At 70.2% G+C, this 20540-nt stretch carries 21 protein-coding genes; 14 read left to right on the top strand and 7 right to left on the bottom strand.

The window, feature by feature from the left end; genetic code table 11:
• Nucleotides 1-39: 39 nt before the first annotated feature.
• Together ABTZ99_RS27530 and ABTZ99_RS27525 are read left to right on the top strand one after the other, a co-directional pair.
• A complete protein-coding gene (locus ABTZ99_RS27530) occupies nt 40-318 on the top strand; it encodes a type II toxin-antitoxin system Phd/YefM family antitoxin (RefSeq protein ID WP_230569936.1) in 279 nt (92 codons plus the stop codon).
• Complete coding sequence (locus tag ABTZ99_RS27525) at nt 311-715, top strand: type II toxin-antitoxin system VapC family toxin (RefSeq protein WP_499615161.1); 405 nt, start codon at nt 311-313, stop codon at nt 713-715. The genes ABTZ99_RS27530 and ABTZ99_RS27525 overlap by 8 nt, the downstream gene beginning before the upstream one ends.
• Nucleotides 716-755: 40 nt before the next feature.
• On the opposite strand, the gene ABTZ99_RS27520 is transcribed toward ABTZ99_RS27525, so the two are convergent.
• From ABTZ99_RS27520 to ABTZ99_RS27510, 3 genes are all read right to left on the bottom strand, one after another.
• Nucleotides 756-1649, bottom strand: coding sequence for a sugar ABC transporter permease (locus ABTZ99_RS27520; RefSeq protein ID WP_499615158.1), 894 nt, complete (start codon nt 1647-1649; stop codon nt 756-758).
• Nucleotides 1649-2569 (bottom strand): carbohydrate ABC transporter permease, encoded by a 921-nt coding sequence (locus ABTZ99_RS27515; protein ID WP_498777868.1) that lies wholly within the window; start codon nt 2567-2569, stop codon nt 1649-1651. The genes ABTZ99_RS27520 and ABTZ99_RS27515 overlap by 1 nt, the downstream gene beginning before the upstream one ends.
• Before the next feature lie 65 nt (nt 2570-2634).
• Nucleotides 2635-3891: an extracellular solute-binding protein gene (locus tag ABTZ99_RS27510; RefSeq protein ID WP_498786916.1), complete on the bottom strand. Its 1257-nt coding sequence runs from the start codon at nt 3889-3891 to the stop codon at nt 2635-2637.
• Nucleotides 3892-4117: 226 nt separating this feature from the next.
• Here ABTZ99_RS27510 and ABTZ99_RS27505 point away from each other — a divergent pair, with 226 nt between their 5' ends.
• The 4 genes from ABTZ99_RS27505 to ABTZ99_RS27490 all read left to right on the top strand — a co-directional run bounded on the left by ABTZ99_RS27505 (nt 4118) and on the right by ABTZ99_RS27490 (nt 8966).
• Nucleotides 4118-5167 carry a LacI family DNA-binding transcriptional regulator gene (locus ABTZ99_RS27505; protein WP_230569940.1) on the top strand — a complete coding sequence of 350 codons (1050 nt, stop codon included), beginning with the start codon at nt 4118-4120 and terminating at the stop codon, nt 5165-5167.
• 107 nt (nt 5168-5274) lie between these two features.
• Nucleotides 5275-6378 (top strand): LacI family DNA-binding transcriptional regulator, encoded by a 1104-nt coding sequence (locus ABTZ99_RS27500; protein WP_498786914.1) that lies wholly within the window; start codon nt 5275-5277, stop codon nt 6376-6378.
• A gap of 363 nt (nt 6379-6741) precedes the next feature.
• Entirely contained in the window at nt 6742-8547 is a 1806-nt protein-coding gene (locus tag ABTZ99_RS27495) for a hypothetical protein (protein WP_499615154.1), read from the top strand.
• Complete coding sequence (locus ABTZ99_RS27490) at nt 8544-8966, top strand: hypothetical protein (RefSeq protein ID WP_498779359.1); 423 nt, start codon at nt 8544-8546, stop codon at nt 8964-8966. The genes ABTZ99_RS27495 and ABTZ99_RS27490 overlap by 4 nt, the downstream gene beginning before the upstream one ends.
• A 33-nt stretch (nt 8967-8999) precedes the next feature.
• On the opposite strand, the gene ABTZ99_RS27485 is transcribed toward ABTZ99_RS27490, so the two are convergent.
• Complete coding sequence (locus ABTZ99_RS27485; RefSeq protein ID WP_499615151.1) at nt 9000-9653, bottom strand: hypothetical protein; 654 nt, start codon at nt 9651-9653, stop codon at nt 9000-9002.
• Between the two features lie 140 nt (nt 9654-9793).
• On the opposite strand from ABTZ99_RS27485, the gene ABTZ99_RS27480 reads away from it, so the two are divergent.
• The 3 genes from ABTZ99_RS27480 to ABTZ99_RS27470 are packed head-to-tail and all read left to right on the top strand — an operon-like array spanning nt 9794 to nt 11699.
• Complete coding sequence (locus ABTZ99_RS27480) at nt 9794-10285, top strand: beta-class carbonic anhydrase (protein ID WP_498779355.1); 492 nt, start codon at nt 9794-9796, stop codon at nt 10283-10285.
• A 38-nt stretch (nt 10286-10323) separates the two neighbouring features.
• Nucleotides 10324-11199: an HhH-GPD family protein gene (locus ABTZ99_RS27475; RefSeq protein WP_498779353.1), complete on the top strand. Its 876-nt coding sequence runs from the start codon at nt 10324-10326 to the stop codon at nt 11197-11199.
• Nucleotides 11200-11201: 2 nt separating this feature from the next.
• Nucleotides 11202-11699: a 2'-5' RNA ligase family protein gene (locus tag ABTZ99_RS27470; protein WP_498779352.1), complete on the top strand. Its 498-nt coding sequence runs from the start codon at nt 11202-11204 to the stop codon at nt 11697-11699.
• On the opposite strand, the gene ABTZ99_RS27465 is transcribed toward ABTZ99_RS27470, so the two are convergent.
• On the bottom strand, nt 11648-12394 hold the full coding sequence (locus ABTZ99_RS27465; protein WP_499615148.1) for an alpha/beta fold hydrolase: 747 nt from the start codon (nt 12392-12394) through the stop codon (nt 11648-11650). The two genes, ABTZ99_RS27470 and ABTZ99_RS27465, sit on opposite strands and share 52 nt — an antisense overlap.
• 17 nt (nt 12395-12411) lie before the next feature.
• Here ABTZ99_RS27465 and ABTZ99_RS27460 point away from each other — a divergent pair, with 17 nt between their 5' ends.
• The 4 genes from ABTZ99_RS27460 to ABTZ99_RS27445 are packed head-to-tail and all read left to right on the top strand — an operon-like array spanning nt 12412 to nt 15670.
• Nucleotides 12412-13878, top strand: a complete 1467-nt coding sequence (locus tag ABTZ99_RS27460) for a M1 family metallopeptidase (protein WP_499615145.1) — start codon at nt 12412-12414, stop codon at nt 13876-13878.
• 39 nt (nt 13879-13917) lie between these two features.
• Nucleotides 13918-14529 carry a CGNR zinc finger domain-containing protein gene (locus ABTZ99_RS27455; protein WP_499615143.1) on the top strand — a complete coding sequence of 204 codons (612 nt, stop codon included), beginning with the start codon at nt 13918-13920 and terminating at the stop codon, nt 14527-14529.
• 9 nt (nt 14530-14538) lie between these two features.
• Complete coding sequence (locus ABTZ99_RS27450) at nt 14539-14847, top strand: antibiotic biosynthesis monooxygenase family protein (protein WP_123744476.1); 309 nt, start codon at nt 14539-14541, stop codon at nt 14845-14847.
• Between the two features lie 25 nt (nt 14848-14872).
• Nucleotides 14873-15670, top strand: a complete 798-nt coding sequence (locus tag ABTZ99_RS27445; RefSeq protein WP_498779346.1) for an SIR2 family NAD-dependent protein deacylase — start codon at nt 14873-14875, stop codon at nt 15668-15670.
• Here the strand turns inward: ABTZ99_RS27445 and ABTZ99_RS27440 are convergent.
• Entirely contained in the window at nt 15642-16613 is a 972-nt protein-coding gene (locus ABTZ99_RS27440) for an endonuclease/exonuclease/phosphatase family protein (protein ID WP_499615141.1), read from the bottom strand. The two genes, ABTZ99_RS27445 and ABTZ99_RS27440, sit on opposite strands and share 29 nt — an antisense overlap.
• An 18-nt stretch (nt 16614-16631) precedes the next feature.
• On the opposite strand from ABTZ99_RS27440, the gene pcp reads away from it, so the two are divergent.
• Nucleotides 16632-17264 carry a pyroglutamyl-peptidase I gene (pcp, locus tag ABTZ99_RS27435; RefSeq protein ID WP_499615138.1) on the top strand — a complete coding sequence of 211 codons (633 nt, stop codon included), beginning with the start codon at nt 16632-16634 and terminating at the stop codon, nt 17262-17264.
• A gap of 384 nt (nt 17265-17648) precedes the next feature.
• Here the strand turns inward: pcp and ABTZ99_RS27430 are convergent, their stop codons facing one another.
• On the bottom strand, nt 17649-20207 hold the full coding sequence (locus ABTZ99_RS27430; RefSeq protein WP_498779341.1) for an ATP-dependent Clp protease ATP-binding subunit: 2559 nt from the start codon (nt 20205-20207) through the stop codon (nt 17649-17651).
• Nucleotides 20208-20540 lie beyond the last annotated feature (333 nt).

Raw genomic sequence — 20540 nt, 5'->3', positions numbered from 1 at the left:
CGCTGGCGCGGGGTGCGCCGGCTCCCTAACCTCTCCGCCATGAAGGTCATCGATCAACGGGAGTTCGACCAGAACCCCGCTCAAATCATGGAAGCAGTCGAGGCTGGCGAGACCTATCACGTCACCCGCGACGGCACCGAGGTCGCCGAACTGCGCCCCCCGACGTACCGGCAGCCCTTGAACACCGACGAGGTCATCGCCGTGGTCAAGGACCTGCCGCCGGTCGACTACGCGGAGATGCGCGCGGAGGCGGACGAGTTCTGGGGCAACGAGGACCGCCTCGGCGACGACGACCCGTGGGAGCGTCGGCGTGGCTGAACGTCGACCGGCCGGTGTCCTCGACACCAACGTTTACATCGACCTGGCGAAGGTCGACCGGATGGAACTCCCGGAGCGCTTCGAACTGACCACCATCACCTTGGCGGAACTGCAGCAGGGCGTCGCGCTGGCGAAGGAGGCGACAGCCCGCGACGATCGCGGCAAGCGGTTGCGTGCCGCGATCGCGGGTTACTACCCGCTGCCCTTCGACCGACGGGCGTCCGCTCGGTTCGGCAGCCTGGTCGGCCTGACGATCGCAGCCGGCCGCGCCCCCCGGTCGCGCAAGTTCGACCTGATGATCGCCGCCATCGCCTCGTCCAACGACCTGCCGCTCTACACCCGCAACCCGAAGGACTTCGTCGGCCTGGAGGAGTTGGTCGAGGTCATCGAGGTGTGATGGGAGGGCCTCCGCGACGAGGCGGAGGCCCCCGTCGGCATCAGCCCTTCACCGCGCCCGACGACAGGCCCGTCACCAGGAACTTCTGCACCAGGTAGAACACCACGATCGCGGGGATCGCGACCAGGATCGAGGCGGCCGCCAGGTGGCCCCACTCGGTCCGGTTCTGCTGGACGAACACCTGCAGCCCCACGGCCAGCGTCTTCGACTCGTCCGCCGCCGACAGGAACGCCGACGCGAACGCCACCTCGCCCCACGCCGTCAGGAACGCGTAGAACGCCGTCACGGCCAGCCCCGGCCGGGCCAGGGGCAGCACCAGCCGCCAGAACACGCCGAACGGCGACAGGCCGTCCACCCGCCCCGCCTCGTCGATGTCGGTCGGGATGGTGTCGAAGTAGCCCTTCAGCATGTACGTGCAGAACGGCACGGCGGTCGTGCAGTAGACGAGCACCAGGCCGAGCGACGTCCCCTGCAGCCCGAGCGCCAGCAGGATGTTGTACAGCGGCACGATCAGCACCGCGAACGGGAACATCTGCACGACCAGGAACGACAGCATCAGCGACCGCTTGCCCGGGAACCGGAACCGCGACGCCGCGTAGCCCGTCGTCGCCGACAGGAACACCGCCAGCACCGTGGTCATCAGCGCGATCAGCACCGAGTTGCCGAACCACGCGAGGAAGTCGCCCTTCTCCCCCGCCAGGATGCGCCCGTAGTTGTCCAGGCTGGAGTCGTTGACCAGCTTCGGCGTGGTCTCCACGGCCTTGGCGTCCGGCTTGAACGACGTCACCAGCACCCAGAACACCGGGAACACCGCGATGAGCGACGCCACCACCAGCGCGGCGTGCAGCCCGACGCTGGCCAGGGGCGACCGCTGCGAGCGCTTGGGCGCCCGGGCCCGCGGGACCGCCTTCAACGAAGCGGCTTCGACCGTCATCACCACACCTCGCCTTGCTTGCGCAGCGCACGCCGGTACACGCCCGCGAACACGAGCAGCACGGACAGGATCAGCACGCCGTAGGTCGACGCCACCGCGAAGTCGCGGGACGCGCCGGAGAAGAACCGCTCGAACGCGTAGGTCACCAGGATCCGGGTGTTCGGGTTCGGCCCGGTGATCAGGTAGATGATCGCGAACATGTTGAACGTCCAGATGATGCCCAGCAGCACCACCGTGCTGGACACCGACCGCAGGCCGGGCAGCGTCACGTTGCGGAACCGCTGCCACGCCGTCGCCCCGTCCACCTCGGCTGCCTCGTAGAGGTCGCCGGGGATCGACTGGAGCCCGCCCAGCAGCGCCACCATCATGAACGGCACGCCGAGCCACACGTTGACGATGATCACCGCGACCAGCGCCCAGTCGGACTGGCCGAGCCACACCGGCGGGTCGTCCAGGCCGAGGAAGCGCAGGAACTGGTTGATGATCCCGTACTGCGCGTTGAACATGTACTTCCACGCGAACGCGCTGATGAACGCGGGCACGGCCCACGGCAGGATCAGCAGCACCCGGTACGCCGCCCGGCCGCGCACCTCCCGGTTGAGCAGCAGCGCGAGGCCGAGGCCGATCGTGTAGTGGAAGAACACGCAGCCGAACGTCCACACCAGCGTGCGCACCAGCGTCGACCAGAACGCGCCGTAGCTGGCGTCGCCGGACAGGACGTTCAGGTAGTTGTCGAGGCCAACGGAGACGTAGGTCGCCGGCCGGTCGAGGATCGGGTTGGCGATGTTGCCCTCGTTGATGTCGGTGAAGGTGAAGAACACGCCCTGGGCGAGCGGGAACAGCACCAACACCGCGATGACCACCACGACCGGCAGCACCATCGCGTACGCGTACCAGTGCCGGTCCAGGAACCTGCGCACCGAAGTCTCCCTTCGCTGCCCCGCGGCGCCCGGCCCGCGTTCGGGCCGGGCGCCGCGAGGGATGGTCAGCCGACGGTGTACTCGGGCAGGACGGTGTCCTTGTACTTCTTGGCCACCTCGTCCAGCGCCGTCTTGGCGTCCTTCTTGCCCGCCAGCACGTCGGCGTAGGCGATCTTCAGCGGGTCGAACAGCTCGCCGCCCTCGGGGATCCACGCCCGCGGGTGGGCGGCGGTGACGACCGGCTCGAACGAGGACACGACCGCGTTGGCCTTCACGTCGGCGTTCTCGTAGGCCGACTTGCGGGTGGGCAGCAGGCCCAGTTCCTTGGCGATGCGCACCTGCGACTCGGTGCTGCTCATGCAGGCGATGAACTTGACCGAGGAGTCCTTGGCCTTGGTGCCCTGGCGGATCACGTAGTCGTGGCCGCCGACCGGCGCGGAGCCCTTGCCCGCGGTGGCGCCGGGGACGGGCGCGATGCCCAGGTTGGCGGGGTCGGCGAACGCGGCGCCCTTGAGGTAGTCGGCGACCGACCACGGGCCGTTGACCACCATGGCGACCTCGCCCGAGGTGAACGCGGCCTGCATGTTGTTGTAGGAGTTGGTCGGGTCGAGCGCGGTGGACGCGGCCTTGGCGTCCAGCAGGCCCTTCGCGGTCTCCAGCGCCTTCACGTTGTCCGCGGAGTTGACCACGATCTTCTTCGCGTCGGCGTCGACCAGGTCGCCGCCCTCGCCGTAGATGAACGGCAGCGCGTAGTAGGCGTCGTTGTTGACGAAGATGGTCTTCTCGCCGCCCAGCTTGGCCGCGGCGGCCTTGACCTCGTCCCACGTCTTCGGCGGCTCGACACCGGCGTCGGCCAGCAGCTTCTTGTTGTAGAACAGCGCCAGCGAGTCGGTGACCTGGGGGACGCCGTAGGTCTTGCCGTCGTACTTGGTGGAGCCCAGCGGCGTGTCCAGGAAGTCGGACGTGTCCTTGACCAGGTCCGTGCCGGCCAGGTCGGCGACGTAGCCGAGCTTGGCCAGCTGCGACACCCACGCGACCTCGGCGCGGAAGACGTCCGGGCCCTGGCCGCCCTGCGCGGCGGTCTTGTAGTTGTTCAGGGCCGCGTCGAAGGGCACGGTCTCGGTCTTGACCTTGTAGCCGCCCTTGGTCGCGCACTCCTGCGCGATCGCGGCGAACGCCGGGCCCTCGTTCGGGCCGCTGGTGTCCCAGAAGGTGATCTCGCCGGAGTCGCCGGACGCCGATCCGCCGTCGCCACCACCGCACGCGGTGAGGACGAGGGCGGAAACGGCCGCCACTGCGGTCACGAGGGTGGTACGTCGCATCGTTGCTGTCGTCCCTCCTGCGGGCCTCCACCGTGATGAAGGCTCTTGCAAGAACTTGCGAAATTGTTGACGCGGATTTCATCCCGCCGACCAGGGCCGGGTCAAGGGTCTTGACGTAACCAAGCCGTAACGGCCCGGTCCGGCCGACGGAAACCAAGGTGGGCGTTGCAAAAATTTGCCGCTGACGGCAGGCTGCACGTCACCCACAAGTCTGCGAGGAGGCACGGTGTCCGGTCTGTCCGAGATCGCCAGGGCAGCCGGGGTGAGCATCTCCACGGTCAGCCGGGTGCTCAACCGCCGGGCGGGCGTGAACGACGAGACGCGCCAGCGGGTGCTCGCGGTGCTTGCGGAAATGCCTTACACCCCGCGCGGGCTGGGTGCGCTGCAGCGCACCGGCGTGATCGGCCTGCTCGTGCCCGAGCTGTCGAACCCCGTGTTCCCGGCGTTCGCCGAGGCGCTGGAGGTGCGGGCCGCGCGGCTGGGGTACTCGTCGCTGCTGTGCAACACGCGGGCCACCGGCGCGGGTGCGATGGGCGAGGAGGAGTACGTGCGGATGCTCCTCGCGCGCGGCGTCGAGGGCATGGTGTTCGTGTCGCCGGAGATCACGAACGTCGAGGTGCCGCTCGGCCAGGCGCCGCGGCCGTCGTACTACGCGAAGCTGCTGGCCGACGGCGTGCACATGGTGTTCCTCAACGGGGCGACGCCGTCGCTGGACGTGCCGGACGTGACCGTGGACGAGCAGCACGCGGGGTACGCGGCGACCCGGCACCTGGTCGAGCTGGGCCACCGGCGGATCGGGTTCGTGTCGGGGCCGGCGCGGGCGCTGCCGTCGCGGCTCAAGCGGGCCGGGTGGGCGGCGGCGCTGGAGGAGGACGGGCTGCCCGCGACGTCCGACTTCGTGGCGCACGCGCCGTTCGGGCCGGAGGGCGGGGCGGAGGCGGTGGCGACGCTGCTGGACACCGTGCGGCCGACGGCGGTGATCTGCTCGTCCGACCACATGGCGATCGGCGTGCTGCGGGAGGCGCACCGGCGCGGGCTGACCGTGCCGCGGGACCTGTCCGTGGTGGGGTTCGACGACATCCCGCTGGCGTCGTACTGCTCGCCGTCGTTGACCACGCTGGCGCAGCCGATCGAGGAGATGGCGGCGGCGGCCGTCGACGAGCTGGTGCACCGGCTCGACCCCGATCGGCGACGACGTCCGGCGGGCAATTACACGCGTGTTTTCCGACCGCGGTTGGTCGTGCGCGAGTCGTCCGCTGAGCCCCTATTGGTTTAGACCATTGTACCCTGAGGTAACCCACCCCCAGCTGCACTGATGACGATTTAGAGGGACGCCGGTCACCCCCACTTCTGCAAATGGTTCTGAACCGTTACGGTCACTTCATGGCGCGGTCGATGCATGTGCGACGCCCCGCGACGCTCGCCTCACTGGCGGCGGAGCTGGGTGTTTCCCGGACAACGGTGTCCAACGCGTACAACCGTCCCGACCAGCTCTCGCCAGAGCTGCGACGCCGGGTGTTGGAGACAGCGAGACGACTCGGGTACCCGGGGCCCGACCCCGTGGCCCGTTCACTGCGGACGAGGAAGGCCGGTGCGGTGGGCCTGCTGCTCACCGAGAACCTGTCCTACGCGTTCCGCGACCCGGCGGCGATCGGGTTCCTGGAGGGATTGGCGCTCGCGTGCGAGGACGCCGGCACCGGGCTGCTGCTCGTGCCGGCGAACCCCGAGCGCGAGGACGTGGCGGCCGTGCACCGGGCCGGGGTGGACGGTTTCGTGGTGTACTCCGTGCCCGACGACGACCCGCACCTGGCGGCGGTGCTGGAGCGGCCCGTGCCGACGGTCGTGTGCGACCAGCCCGATCTCGGCAACGTCGACCGCGTCGGGATCGACGACCAGGCGGCCATGCACGCGCTGGCGCAGCACCTGATCTCGTTGGGGCACCGGCGGGTCGGCGTGGTGTGCATGCGGCTGGCCCGTGACCGCAACGACGACTTCGTCGTGCCGGAGCGGCAGCAGGCGGCGCACTTCCACGTGCAGCGGGCCCGGTTGGCCGGATTGGCGCAGGCGTTCGCGTCGGTCGGCGTGGACTGGGCGACCGTGCCGGTGGCGGAGCGGTTCGACCACACCATGGCGTCGGGCGCGTCGGCGGCGGCGCAGGTGCTGGAGCGCGACCCGCAGATCACCGCGTTGATCTGCACGTCGGACATACTGGCCCTGGGCGCGATGGCGGAGGTCCAGCGGCGCGGCCTGCGCGTGCCGGTCGACATCACCGTCACCGGTTTCGACGGCATCCGCGAGGCGGAGCAGGCCGGTCTGACCACGGTGCGCCAGCCGGTCCTGGAAAAGGGCCGCGCGGCGGGCAAGCTGCTGCTCGACTCGGCCGAGCGCACGCGCCCCCGAGCCGTCACCCTGTCCACCGAACTGATCCACGGCACCACCGCCGCCCCACCGCGCGGGACGGCGGAGGAACGCTGGTTCGGCCCGTGACCGCACGTCCGGCCTGACACCGCCCTCGAACACCACGCAGGGGTCCCCGCACGGGGACCCCTGCTTCCGTTTGCGACGAGGAACGTCCGTCGGGGACCGGACGTGGGACGTGAGCGCCACTCACCGAATCGGCATGATTCCGAATGGCGACGGAATAGCATTAGTCACCTATCCGAGAAATGCGGAATGGGCCGTTCCGGTCACCACCGTGCATACGAGTAACACCGCGGGCATGTCACCGATAGTACCCGCGAGGTTCCACCGAGCGGAGCTAGGTCGTCGGAGCGAGCGCAAGGACAATGGTGTCGGGCCGGGAGGCAGCATGAGTCGCGATCATCGTGACACGGACGGCGGGGGCGGGCGATGAGCGCCGCGATCGACACGGATGCCGCCGAAGACGTCCTCGACCCGGGCGAGAAGAAGCGCTTGCACGAACGCGGTGCCCTCCGCTTCGCGTTCGTCGTCACCATGGTCCTGTCCTTTTCCTCGGTTGTCGTGACGGCCAGCGGGTCATGGCAGTACGCGGAGTCGCATTGGCACGCCTACCTCGGTTTCTCGTTATTCATGCTCATCTCCTCGACCGCGTGCCACGTCTACATCTTCCAATTCCTGCCCACTCGCAAGCGGTTCAAGTCCGACATCCAGGTCGTGGACGCCGACTACGAGCGGTTCCGGGATGAGAAGAGCGAGTTCAGCAGCTCCCTCTCCGAAGCGCAGCTGCCGATGTTCGTCGACTCGCTGATCAACCCGAAAGCGACCCGGAGCCGCATCATCGAGGAGATCCGGCCGATCCGGCGGGTCCTCCACCAGTCCGTCTCCACGACGGTGAAGTCCACCGCCGTCAAGGACGACGAGGATGAGGGCAATAGGGGCAAGGGCAACGAGGACGTCGACGTCATCTACCCACTGATGACCCCTCCGAAGGGATCGCTGCAGGACCACCTCGTGCTGCGGATCAACGGGGACGACACGGCGGCCACGTTGACCTATCACGAGTACCTCGTCCTCATGGCCAGCATGCTCCGGGCACTGCTCGCGGCGCCCAAGCTCAAGGTGAGCCCGGCCGACCGCGACCGGCTGGACGCCATCACCTCCACGGCGTTCGGCCACATCGCCCGGCGTGGCCGGATCGAATCCGCCCAGGCGAAGGATCTCGCGCAGTGCGTTTCCGACATCGAGCGGATCGCGACGAGACTGAAGGACGACCAGCCCGGACAGGCCGACGACGAAGTGGAGCTGCTCAGGCTGACCGTCGGCCTGATCACGAAGATGGCCGGCAACTACGCCATTGTCGTAGTGCTGCCGCACGACGTGTTCCAAGGCGGCCGGGCCATCGTGACCTACCAGCGGTACATCATCCCGCACCTCGTCCGCGCCCCGGTCAGGCAGCTCGCCCGATACCTCCGCGACCGCGCCCGGATGCTGCTGGGCACCCGACCCATCAGCCTCGAGATCCAGCTGAACAACGCCGCGCTGGCCCGCTCCTACCACCTCAACGTGTTCGCCCCGGACGGCATGCACCTCGGCGAACAGGAGTTGATCAACGGCAACGGCCGGTTCAGCTCTCGCAACGAGGCGCGCAAGCCCTCCGATCCCTACAAGCGCTTCCGCAAGCGCCTCGGCCAGGGTTACCTGCACCTGTACCTCCGGTCCATCCCGGCCGACCTCGCCGACAACCTGCGGGTGCGGATGCGCTTCCACGAGACCCCGCCCGGATCCATGGCCCCGACGATGATGGCGGCACTCGCGAGCTTCGCGTTGATCTACATCGCGGGCGTGGTGATCTCGGCGGCCAACAAGACGTTCGACAGCGACTTCCCGGCGCTCGTCCTCGCGTTCCCCGCGCTGGCCGCGGCCTTCGTGGGCTTCGACAAAGGCGCGGGCCAACTGCTCGGCGGCACCTTGGCCTCACGCGCATCGTCGCTGACCACGATCATCATCTCGCTGCTGGCGAGCGGTCTGTACATGGCGCAGACGGCGGACGAGATGACCAGGAAGTCGACGTTCGAACTGATGCTGATCGACAGCACCTGGTGGCAACTGCTCGCATCTTTGGCATTGCTGAACTTCACAGTTTCTTCATTCGTCTGGGTGACACGGACGTACAGCTACTACTGGCTCGCCTCGCGGGACACGGGCGAAAACACCGGATGGGACGGTCACCGATGAGTTTGACCAGCGACCAGCGCATTGACCCGGACCCGGACTTACCCCATACTCCGTCCATGCCGGGCGACGGGTTACGCGACAGGTCGGGATACGACCTCGGCACGGGCCTGCTCGGCAAACTCCTGCGTCTCCTCGAAAGGCTTTCCGCGCGAGCCGCGCACTCCGATTCGGAATCGAAGTGGTCGGTGTACACAGGTGAAGGACGGGCCACCGCCGCGGGCAACGAGTGGATTCAGAACATCGACGTGGAAAGATTGCTCCGCCGGCCGGTCGCCCGAGCGGCGTTCGCCGCGACCGTAGTGATCAACAACAAACGTGAAGCCACCGGCGAGGCAGGCGAGGCCGCACTGCTGGAGGAGTACCGACGGCAGTTGCGCCGCATCCAGGACGAAGAGCGGGCCAACCGCCCGTCCACCTGACCGTCGTCACCGGATTCAGCCGCGGCCCCGACCTCACGTCACGCGGAAGATCACCGGGTTGCTCGCCTTGCCCGCCACCACCGCGGTGAGCAGGTAGTCGCCCGCGCCCAGCCTGGAGTGCTTGCGGCACCCCGGCTCCGACGTGCCGCCCGTCCACCGCAGGCTGTAGCTGAACCGCTCCCCCGGCTGCATCACGCGCACCTCGGACCCCCGGGTGGCGAAGCAGTCGTTGCTCGACCACAGCCGCGTCGCGCCGTCCACGCTCGTCACGACCAGCTCGCGCACCTGCCGCCCGATCTCCTTCGCGCACGGCAGCGGGCCGGTGTTGGAGATGACGATCGTGAACCCCACGGGCTGCCCGGCGGGAGCGGAGGGCTGGTCCACCTCGGCCACCACGGCCACCTGCGCGTCGTCGCACGGCGGTGGCGGACCCGGCGGCAGGGTGGGAGGAGGGGACGCGGGCGGCGGAGGGGGTGTCGTCGAGGACGACGAGGCGACCACGGGCGTCGCGGGCGGCTCCGGCGGGCGGGACGACGGCTGGGCGGCCACCGGCGCCGGGTCACCGCGCCCGACCAGCACGCCGACCAGCCAGACCACGAGCACCAGCGCGACCACCGACCCGGCGACCGCCAGCGCGCGGCGCCGCCAGTACACCGACCGCGGGTGCGGGCCTGTGTGCTCGGTCACGCCGTCGAAGGTAGCCGGGTCACCTGGAATTGCCCGGGAGGCATCGGTCCTCCGATGAGGTGAACGTGAGGTTCGCCCCGATCCACTTGCCCGCCATGCGGGAGCCGGGTTCCAATCCGAGGGAACACGGGAGGTGTGCGATGACCGCGATCGACGAGCTGCTGCGCCGCAACGCCGAATTGGGCAACATCGTTCCCGGCGACCGTTCCTCGCCGCGACCTTCGATGAACGTGGCCATCCTGACCTGCATGGACTCCCGCATCCGGGTGTTCGAGATCTTCGGCCTCCAGCAGGGTGAGGCGCACGTGCTGCGCAACGCCGGCGGTGTGGTGACCGACGACATGATCCGCTCGCTGGCGCTGAGCCAGCGCAAGCTCGGCACCCGCGAGGTGCTGCTGGTGCACCACACGAACTGCGGCCTGCAACTGGTCACCGAGGACGAGTTCAAGGACGAGCTGGAGCAGGACTCCGGCCTGCGCCCCACGTGGTCGGTGGAGGCGTTCCGCGAGGTGAAGGACAGCGTGCGCGGCTCGATGAACCGGGTCCGGCACAGCGCCTTCCTCCCGCACCGCGACCAGGTGCGCGGCTTCGTCTACGACGTGCACACCGGAGAGCTGACCGAAGTCGTGTGACCGGGCGGCGAACCGGTCGTGGAAGACTGTGCGTCGCTATGAGCCTGGACGCCGAGCTCCTCCTCGACTGGTTCGCCGACACCGCCCGCGACCTGCCCTGGCGACGGCCGGAGTGCACGGCGTGGGGCGTGCTGGTCAGCGAGATCATGTTGCAGCAGACCCCCGTCGCGCGGGTCGAACCGATCTGGCACGAGTGGCTGGCCCGCTGGCCGACGCCGTCGGCGATGGCCGCGGCGACCCAGGGCGAGGTGCTGCGGGCCTGGGGCAAGCTCGGCTACCCGCGCCGCGCCCTCCGGCTGCACGCCGCCGCGCAGGCCATCGCCGAGCTGCACGACGACGTGGTCCCGAGCGACGTGGACACCCTCCTGGCCCTGCCGGGCATCGGCGCGTACACGGCACGGGCCGTCGCGGCGTTCGCCTACGGGCAGCGGTGCCCGGTGGTCGACACGAACGTCCGCCGCGTCGTGGCACGGGCCGTGCACGGCGCGGGCGACGCCGGTCCGCCGTCCACCACCAAGGACATGAAGGACGTCGAAGCCCTCCTCCCCGAAGAAAAGGCGCGCGCCGCGGTCTACTCCGCCGCCCTGATGGAGCTGGGGGCGCTCGTCTGCACGGCCCGCGCGCCCAAGTGCGCCGACTGCCCCGTGTTCGCCGCGTGCGCGTGGCAGCTCAACGGCCGTCCCGCGTACGACGGCCCGGCGAAGGTCGTGCAGAAGTTCGCGGGCACCGACCGGCAGGTGCGCGGCCTGCTGCTGGACGTGCTGCGCGGCACCAGCGAACCCGTGGCGAAGACCCGGCTCGACGTGGTCTGGTCGGACGCGGGCCAGCGGGACCGGTGCCTGCACTCGCTGCTCGTCGACGGCCTGGTCGAGCAGACCGACGAGGGCCTGTTCGCGCTGCCCGGGGAGCACTGACCGTGCACGTGCTCGTGGTGTTCTTCGACGCCGAGGCCGACCAGGCCGTGCGGTCCCTGTGGCGGCGGATCGGCGCGAGGTCGCAGCTGCCGCCGCACCTGACGTACGCGGCGGCGGGCACGATCGGGCCGAAGGTGCGCGCCGAGCTGCGCGAGGACCTGTCCCGGCTGTGGCTGCCCGACGTCTGGCTGCACACCCTCAGCGCCACGGAGAACACGCTGCAGCTCGGCGCGGTCGTCGACGCCGAGCTGCTGGCCGTGCACTCGGCCGTGCACGACGTCCTCGCGGGCCGCGTGAAGCACCCGAACAGCCGGCACCTGCCGGGCAGCTGGGTGCCGCACTGCACGCTGGTCGACGGCGAGGACGCCGAGGTGAAGGCCGCGTTCGCCGAGCTGCACCCGATCACGCCGATCCGCGCCAAGACCCGCGAGATGGCGATCGTGGACACTCAGACGGGGTCGATCGACCCGCTCAGGAACGCCTCCACCGCGCCCCGGTAGACCTCCGGCGCCTCGTCGTGCACGACGTGCCCGGACTCCGGCACCACCAGGTGCGTCCCCCCGGTCCGCCGCGCCACCTCGGCCATCTGCCCGGCCCGCAGCCCGCCGCGACCCGCCTCGACCACGAGCGTCGGGCACCGGATCGCGTCCACGTGATCCCAGTACGCCCGCTCGCCCCACTCGGAGGCGATCTCGTACAGGTCGGGCAGTTGCGCGATGAGGTGCCAGCCGTCCTCGCGCTCCTCGAACATCTCCTCCACCCGCGGCACGTCCACGACCGTCCGGACGTGCGCCAGGGACTCGAACGCGGGCGGCCACGAGTCGAAGTACCACTTCCACTCGTCGACCGTGCGGCCGCGGTTGTCCGGCACCACGTCCTCGGCCACGACCGCGCGCACCAGGTCGGGCCGGGTCGCGGCGAGCGCCCACGCGTGCAGCCCGCCCATCGAGTGCCCGATCACCACGGCGGGCGCGAGGTCGTGCCGCTCGATCACCTCGGCGGCGTCGGCGACGAAGTCCTCCGTCCGGTACGGCCCCCGCACCGGGTTGCGGCCGTGCCCCCGCGCGTCCGGGGCGACCACGCGCCCGTACGGCTTGAGCCACTGCGCGACCGTCCACCACGTGCTCGCCCGGCTCATCAGGCCGTGGAGCAGCAGGATGCCCTGCCCCGATCCCCCGAACTCCGCAACGCTCATGCGTGCATCATGTCGGCATGGCCATCAGTCCCAAGGCGCGCCCGTACCTGATCGTCGTCATCGTGGTGCTGGTGGTGGCCGGGATCGTGGTGGCCAGGCTGCCGAGGGACCAGCCGGGCGCGACGCCGACGCCCGCGACCACCCCCTCCGTGGTGAACGCCGAGGGCGGCGACGGCGCGGGCGACGCGTACTACCCGCAGGACGGCAACACCGGCTACGACGTCAGCGCGTACGACGTGTCGGTCACCTACGACCCGGCGACGAAGCGGCTGGACGGGGTCGCGAGGATCACCGCCAGGGCGACCGCCGACCTGTCCCGGTTCAACCTCGACCTGTACGCGCTGGAGGTCTCCGGCGTCGACGTGCGCGATCAGGCGGCCGACTACCGGCAGGAGGGCGACCACGAGCTGGTCGTCACGCCCGGAGCGCCCTTGGCCGACGGCGAGGAGTTCACCACCACCGTCCGGTACGGCGGCGTGCCGACCCTGTTCGAGGACCGCGCGCTGGGCCGCAGCGGCTGGCAGGTCTCCGCGTCCGGCGGCGCGTTCGCGGCGGGCGAGCCGCACTCGGCGACCACCTGGTTCCCCGCCAACGACACCCCGCGCGACAAGGCGTCGTTCGCGCTGACCGCCCGCGTGCCGGAGGGCTGGTCGGTGATCTCCAACGGCGTCGAGGGCGGCTCCACCACCGCCGACGGCTGGACGTCGTTCCGCTGGGTCGCCGAGCAGCCGATGGCCACCTACCTGACCACGATCGCGATCGACCGGTGGACCGTCGAGCGGTCCACGCTGCCCGACGGCACGCCCGTGGTGGACGCCTACGCGCCGGGCGCGGAGGGCGGCAGGCAGCACCAGGAGCGGCTGCCGGAGGTGCTCGCGCTCCTGTCGGAGAAGTTCGGGCCCTACCCGTTCTCCTCGGCGGGCGGGATCTTCCTGGCCGACGACATCGGCTTCTCGCTGGAGACCCAGACCCGGCCCATCTACGCGGGCTGGGCCGACCTCGACACCGTGGTGCACGAGCAGGCGCACCAGTGGTTCGGCGACTCGGTGAGCCTGGAGAACTGGGCCGACATCTGCCTGAACGAGTGCTTCGCCTCCTACGCCCAGTGGCTGTGGGCGGAGGCCAAGCAGGGCGTCGACCTGGACGACCGCTACCTCGCCGAGGTCGAGCGGGTCGCCGACCGCGAGACGTACTGGGGCCGCAAGCTCTACGACATGGGCCGCGGCAACGAGTTCCGCGGCGTCTACGACAAGGGGCAGCTCGCCCTGCACGCGTTGCGCCGCCAGATCGGCGACCCCGCCTTCGACCGCGTGGTCAAGGACTGGACGGCCGCGAACCGGGGCGGCAACGCGTCGTGGCCGGAGTTCGAGGCGCACGCGGAGCAGGTGTCGGGGCAGGACCTGGACGCGTTCTTCACCGCGTGGTTCCGCGGCGACGAGGCGCCCGCCGACGAGTTCCTGTACCCGGGTCCGCTGCGCCGGTGACTCGCCGGACCGGCCGGTGAAACTGGCTACAGTGGTTACATGGCCACCTGGACGAGGACGCTGACCCGCCCGGACGGGCAGAGCTTCCGCTTCGACCCCGGCAGCTTCGCGATGGAACTCCTGGTCAGCGGCGGTCCGGGCGAACTGCGCGTGTTCGAGGCGCTGCACCGGCCGGACGACCTGGCGGCGTGGCTGGTCGACTCGCGCCTGGCCGCGACCGCGCCGTTCACCGCGGCCGACGTGCGCGTCATCGAAGCCGAGCTGGTCGCGGTGAAGCGGCTGCGTGACGCGTTCTGGGGAGTGGCGCGGGCGTTGGCCGAGGGCGCCGACCTGCCGGCGGAGGGCCTGGAGGTGCTGAACGCGGCCACCGCCGAGACGCCCCGGCCGGTCGTCGACCCCCGCACGCGGGCGCTCACCTGGGCCCGGCCGATCACCGGCACGCAGGTGCTCGGCGCGGCGGCCCGTGACGCGGTCGAGCTCGTCGCGCACGGCGGCGTGCGGGCGTGCTCGGCGGCCGACTGCGGCCTGCTGTTCGTGGACGCGTCCCGGGCGGGCAACCGCCGCTGGTGCTCGATGGAGCGGTGCGGCAACAGGCACAAGGTCCGCGCGCACCGCGCCCGCCACGAGACGGAACCGGCCGCGGCGCAGTAACGTCGGGGCATGGCTGTTGTGAAGATCAATGCGATCCACGTGCCCGACGGCTCGGGCCCGGAGCTGGAGAAGCGGTTCGCCGCGCGGCTGGGCGCGGTGGACTCCGAGCCCGGTTTCCTCGGCTTCCAGCTCCTGCGGCCGGTCAAGGGCGACGAGCGGTACTTCGTGGTCACGCAGTGGGAGACCGAAGAGGACTTCCAGAACTGGATGGGCGGCCGGGCCAAGGAGGCGCACTCGGGCGAGCGCGCCAAGCCGGTCGGCACCGGGTCCGACCTGCTGGAGTTCGAGGTCGTGCTCAGCTCCCAAGCGAAGAAGTGACTCCCCCGGAAGTGGCATCCCGGCGGTGAACGAGGCGCTCGACCGCGCGGCGGAGCTGATCTCCTCCGCCGACGCGGTGCTGGTGTGCGCGGGCGCGGGGATGGGCGTCGACTCCGGCCTGCCCGACTTCCGCGGCGCGGCCGGCTTCTGGCAGGCGTACCCGCCCTACGAGCGGCTGGGGCTGCGGTTCGAGGAACTGGCCGACCCGGTGCACTTCGTGGAGGACCCGACGCTCGCCTGGGGCTTCTACGGGCACCGGCTCGACCTGTACCGGCGCACGATGCCGCACGACGGGTTCCGCGTGCTGCGCGAGTGGGGCGCGCGGGTGTTCACGTCGAACGTGGACGGCCAGTTCCAGCGGGCCGGGTTCGCCGACGTGGCCGAGGTGCACGGGTCGATCCACCACCTGCAGTGCGTGGAGCCGTGCACGGACGACGTGTGGCCCGCCGACGACGTCGTGGTGGACGTGGACCCCGAGTCGATGCGCGCGACCGGGCCGCTGCCGTCGTGCCGCAACTGCGGCGGGCTGGCGAGGCCGAACATCCTCATGTTCGGCGACTGGTCGTGGCTCGGCGGGCCGTCGCAGAAGGCGTTGGACGGGCTCGCCCAGTGGCGGCGCGCGCACCGGAACCTCGCCGTGCTGGAGCTGGGCGCGGGTGTCGCGGTGCCGACCGTGCGGCGTCAGGCGGAGCTGGCCAGTGCCGCGTCGGGCGCGTTGATCAGGATCAACCCGCGCGAGCCGGAGGTGCGGCACGGGCGTGGTGTGTCGTTGCCGATGGGCGCGCTGGCGGCGATCACCGAGTTGGCACGACGAATCGGGTGAGGACGGCCCGGTGGTCCGAGCCGGGGATGTCGACCACGGTGAACTCCTCCACCGGGCACCGCTCGTCGACCAGCACGTGGTCGATGGCCACCGGCGGCGGCCACAGCGCGCCGGCCGGCCAGGTCGGGTTCATGCCCGCGCCGACCTGGTCGGCGGCGTCCGCGTAACCGGTGTTGAGCAGCCGGCGCAGGCCCACGTGGTCCAGGGTGGCGTTGAAGTCGCCCGCGAGCACGCGCACCGGCCCGTCCAGCTCCCGTTCCGGCAGGCCCGCCATGTCGCGCTGCCAGCTCTCCGGCCCGGCGTCGACCACCGGCGGCAGCGGGTGCACGGACAGCACCTCGATGTCCTCGCCGGGCACGTCGACCAGCGCGCCCGCCTGGCGCAACGTGCTGGGCGGCGTGAGCGTGCGGGGGAACACCGGGTAGCGCGACGCGATGCCGGACCCGGAGCCGCCCGGCTCGTCCAGGAAGTGCCGGTAGGGCAGCACCTCGTCCAGGCCCGCGCGCTCGAAGTCGCGCACCATCTCCGGGGTCAGCTCCTGCAGCGTGAGCACGTCGACGTCGTGCGCCCGCACCGCCGCCACGACCGCCTCCGCGTCGGCCATGCCGACCAGCAGGTTCGCCGCCATCACGGTGACCTCCTGGCCGACGCCGACCGGCCGTGAGTCGGGGAACGCCCGCGGCGCGACCGCCGCCACCAGCACCACCGCGACCAGCAACGTCACCGTGCCGACCGCCCAGCGCCGCAGCAGCAGCGCCAGCGCGCCCAGGACCACGCCTGCGGCGGTGAAGTAGGGCGTCAGGGCGGTCGTCGCGACCATGTACCGCGTGCCGTCGATGCCGAGCAGCCGGGTGAGCGCCGCGAGCAGGAAGGCGATGGCCGCCACCACCAGCAAGAACGTCGTCCCCTTGCGCCTGGTGCGGCGTTCCTCGATGTCGACCACGCGATCTAGTCTGCCTGAGTGGAAGTTTTGCTGACGGGGTTCGAGCCGTTCGGCGGGGAGGTCACCAACCCGTCGTGGGACGCGGTCGACGCCGTGCGACCGGACGGTTACCGTCTGACGAAGTTGCGCCTGCCGTGCGTGTTCGACGAGTCGATCGCCGTGCTGCGGGACGCGCTCGCCGCGCATCGCCCCGACCTCGTCGTGTGCGTCGGCCAGGCGGGTGGGCGGGTCGGGATCACGCCGGAGCGCGTCGCGGTGAACCTGGACGACGCCCGGATCCCGGACAACGCGGGTGCACAGCCCATCGACGAGCCCGTGGTGCGAGGAGGGCCGGCGGCGTACTTCACCGGGCTGCCGGTGAAGGCGTGCGTGGCGGCGGTGGCGGCCGAGGGCATCCCGGCGTCGGTGTCGCACTCGGCCGGCACGTTCGTGTGCAACCACGTGTTCTACGGCCTCATGCACCTGATCGCGACCGAGCACCCGCACGTGCGCGGCGGGTTCGTGCACGTGCCGTTCTCGCCGGAGCAGGCCGAGGCGGGCGGCCACCCCAGCCTGCCTGTCGCCACCACGGCGCGGGCGCTGAAGCTGATCGTCCGCACGTCGCTGGCCGCGTCCACCGACCTGCACGTCACCGCCGGCACCCTGCACTGACCCGCCGCAGCCCTGCACCAACCCCGCACCGATCTGCACCTGAGATCTGCAAACCTGCATTAACGGCCGCAGACCGGCACCGAACCCCTGCACCAACCCGCATTGACCTGGCACTGACCTGCACCAACAACTGCAAAGTTGCATCGACGGCCGTGGATCTGCACGCACCCCGGCTGACCTGCACTGACGGCCGGGGATTTGCATCGAGCGGCGGACCTACGCGGATCGTGGCACCGATCTCTGCGCCGATCCCTGCCCCGTCCCACGGCCCCCGACGGACCCCACCGAACCCTTCCGCCAGCCGTCCGCCGGCCGTCCACCGGCCGTCCGGAAAGCGAAACGCCCCCCGGGCGAACCCGGGGGGCGTTTCGGTCGATCGTCACATCAGGCGGACTCGGAGTCCGAGTCGCCGCCCGAGTCGCCACCGGAGGCGGCCAGGTCGACCGGCGGGGCGTCCGGCACCTGCAGCGGCTTGGTCTCGCCGCGGAAGGTGAAGTGCGCCTTGTCGTCGGCCTCGGACTCGCCGTCCCAGCCCTCGACGTCGGTGATGATGATCTGGCCGGCCTGGATCTCTCCGAACAGGATCTTCTCCGACAGCTGGTCCTCGATCTCGCGCTGGATCGTGCGGCGCAGCGGCCGGGCGCCCAGCACGGGGTCGAACCCGCGCTTGGCCAGCAGCCTCTTCGCGCGATCCGTGAGCTCGATCGCCATGTCCTTGTTCTTCAACTGCTGCTCGACGCGGGCGATCATCAGGTCCACCATCTTGATGATCTCGTCCTGCGTGAGCTGGTGGAAGACGATGATGTCGTCGATGCGGTTGAGGAACTCGGGCCGGAAGTGCTTCTTCAGCTCGTCGTTGACCTTGTTCTTCATGCGCTCGTAGTTGGACGCGGTGTCCTGACCCGAGGTGAAGCCCAAGCCGACGGCCTTGCTGATGTCCGACGTGCCCAGGTTGGACGTGAAGATGATGACGGTGTTCTTGAAGTCCACCGTCCGGCCCTGACCGTCGGTCAGGCGGCCGTCCTCCAACACCTGGAGCAGCGTGTTGTAGACCTCCTGGTGAGCCTTCTCGATCTCGTCGAACAGCACCACGGAGAACGGCTTGCGGCGCACCTTCTCGGTGAGCTGGCCGCCCTCTTCGTAGCCGACGTAGCCGGGAGGGGCACCGAACAGGCGCGACGCCGTGTAGCGGTCGTGGAACTCGCCCATGTCGATCTGGATGAGGGCGTCGTCCTCGCCGAACAGGAAGTTCGCCAGCGCCTTCGACAGCTCGGTCTTACCCACACCGGACGGGCCGGCGAAGATGAACGAGCCCGACGGGCGCTTCGGGTCCTTCAGACCCGCCCGCGTGCGGCGGATCGCCTGGCTGACCGCCTTGACGGCGTCGACCTGGCCGATGATCCGCTTGTGCAGCTCGTCCTCCATGCGGAGCAGACGCGTGGTCTCCTCCTCGGTGAGCTTGAACACGGGGATGCCGGTCCAGTTCGCCAGCACCTCGGCGATCTGCTCGTCGTCCACCTCGGCGACGACGTCGAGGTCGCCGTCCTTCCACTGCTTCTCCCGCTCGGCCTTCTGGCCCAGCAGCGTCTTCTCCTGGTCGCGGAGCTTCGCGGCGCGCTCGAAGTCCTGCGCGTCGATCGCGGACTCCTTGTCCCGGCGCACGTCGGCGATCTTCTCGTCGAACTCGCGCAGGTCCGGCGGCGCGGTCATCCGGCGGATGCGCATCCGCGCGCCCGCCTCGTCGATGAGGTCGATCGCCTTGTCCGGCAGGAACCGGTCGTTGATGTACCGGTCGGCCAGCGTGGCGGCGGCGACCAGCGCGGAGTCGGTGATCGAGACGCGGTGGTGCGCCTCGTACCGGTCCCGCAGACCCTTGAGGATCTCGATCGTGTGCTCCAGCGACGGCTCGCCGACCTGGATCGGCTGGAACCGGCGCTCGAGGGCGGGGTCCTTCTCGACGTACTTGCGGTACTCGTCGAGGGTGGTCGCGCCGATGGTCTGGAGCTCGCCGCGGGCCAGCATGGGCTTGAGGATCGACGCGGCGTCGATCGCGCCCTCGGCGGCGCCGGCGCCCACCAGGGTGTGGATCTCGTCGATGAACAGGATGATGTCGCCGCGCGTGCGGATCTCCTTGAGCACCTTCTTCAGGCGCTCTTCGAAGTCACCGCGGTAGCGCGAGCCCGCGACCAGCGAACCCAGGTCCAGCGTGTAGAGCTGCTTGTCCTTGAGCGTCTCGGGCACCTCGCCCTTGACCACCATCTGGGCCAGGCCCTCGACGACGGCGGTCTTGCCCACGCCGGGCTCGCCGATCAGGACCGGGTTGTTCTTGGTGCGGCGGGACAGCACCTGCATGACCCGCTCGATCTCCTTGGTGCGCCCGATCACCGGGTCGAGCTTGCCCTCCCGCGCGCTGGCGGTCAGGTTGCGCCCGAACTGGTCGAGGACCAGGGACGAGGACGGGGTGCCCTCACCGCGGCCGCCGGACTCGGCCGGCTCCTTGCCGCCGGAGTAGCCGGACAGGAGCTGGAGGACCTGCTGGCGCACCCGGTTGAGGTCCGCGCCGAGCTTGACCAGCACCTGCGCGGCGACGCCCTCGCCCTCGCGGATCAGGCCGAGCAGGATGTGCTCCGTGCCGATGTAGTTGTGTCCGAGCTGCAGCGCTTCGCGCAGTGACAGCTCGAGCACCTTCTTGGCGCGCGGGGTGAAGGGGATGTGGCCGGATGGGGCCTGCTGACCCTGGCCGATGATCTCTTCGACCTGCTGGCGGACGCCCTCCAGCGCGATCCCCAACGACTCCAGCGCCTTGGCGGCGACACCTTCACCCTCGTGGATCAACCCCAGGAGGATGTGCTCGGTGCCGATGTAGTTGTGGTTGAGCATCCGGGCCTCTTCTTGGGCCAGGACAACCACCCGCCTCGCGCGGTCGGTGAACCTTTCGAACATTCGCACTCCCTGACTGCTGCGCCGGCGGTCCTCGGGCTCACCCCTGGCCGACCGTCTGGCTGACCGTTGGAGAGCGCGGCACCGTGGGACCACTGTAGTCGTCAGCCCCGACACTCTCAGTTCCCGATCGCAGGCAGCCGTCTTCGGGGATCTCTGACATCGGTATCAACGCGTGATCTGCCAGCGAGATTCCACGGAACGGGCGTTGTCCGCTGAGCGCGAACATTCAGCCGTTCGGCGACATCCGGGGTGACCGGGGTCACCGAGGCGGTGCAAGTTAGGCGAACCTCGGTAAGGTTAGGCAAGCCTCAACCCACGCGACCGTCTCGAACC

Source organism: Actinosynnema sp. NPDC002837 (assembly GCF_040295345.1).
In the GTDB taxonomy this organism is placed as follows: domain Bacteria; phylum Actinomycetota; class Actinomycetes; order Mycobacteriales; family Pseudonocardiaceae; genus Actinosynnema.
This window is presented reverse-complemented; position numbering and strand designations above follow the sequence as displayed.

Bases quoted from the DNA above. Each gene is read 5' to 3' on its own strand.
- ABTZ99_RS27520 (WP_499615158.1), bottom strand. From the start codon at position 1,649: ATGACGGTCGAAGCCGCTTCGTTGAAGGCGGTCCCGCGGGCCCGGGCG.
- ABTZ99_RS27500 (WP_498786914.1), top strand. From the start codon at position 5,275: ATGGCGCGGTCGATGCATGTGCGACGCCCCGCGACGCTCGCCTCACTG.
- ABTZ99_RS27465 (WP_499615148.1), bottom strand. From the start codon at position 12,394: ATGAGCGTTGCGGAGTTCGGGGGATCGGGGCAGGGCATCCTGCTGCTC.
- ABTZ99_RS27455 (WP_499615143.1), top strand. From the start codon at position 13,918: ATGGCCACCTGGACGAGGACGCTGACCCGCCCGGACGGGCAGAGCTTC.
- ABTZ99_RS27530 (WP_230569936.1), top strand. From the start codon at position 40: ATGAAGGTCATCGATCAACGGGAGTTCGACCAGAACCCCGCTCAAATC.
- ABTZ99_RS27460 (WP_499615145.1), top strand. From the start codon at position 12,412: ATGGCCATCAGTCCCAAGGCGCGCCCGTACCTGATCGTCGTCATCGTG.
- ABTZ99_RS27450 (WP_123744476.1), top strand. From the start codon at position 14,539: ATGGCTGTTGTGAAGATCAATGCGATCCACGTGCCCGACGGCTCGGGC.
- ABTZ99_RS27510 (WP_498786916.1), bottom strand. From the start codon at position 3,891: ATGCGACGTACCACCCTCGTGACCGCAGTGGCGGCCGTTTCCGCCCTC.
- ABTZ99_RS27490 (WP_498779359.1), top strand. From the start codon at position 8,544: ATGAGTTTGACCAGCGACCAGCGCATTGACCCGGACCCGGACTTACCC.
- ABTZ99_RS27475 (WP_498779353.1), top strand. From the start codon at position 10,324: ATGAGCCTGGACGCCGAGCTCCTCCTCGACTGGTTCGCCGACACCGCC.
- ABTZ99_RS27480 (WP_498779355.1), top strand. From the start codon at position 9,794: ATGACCGCGATCGACGAGCTGCTGCGCCGCAACGCCGAATTGGGCAAC.
- ABTZ99_RS27495 (WP_499615154.1), top strand. From the start codon at position 6,742: ATGAGCGCCGCGATCGACACGGATGCCGCCGAAGACGTCCTCGACCCG.
- ABTZ99_RS27430 (WP_498779341.1), bottom strand. From the start codon at position 20,207: ATGTTCGAAAGGTTCACCGACCGCGCGAGGCGGGTGGTTGTCCTGGCC.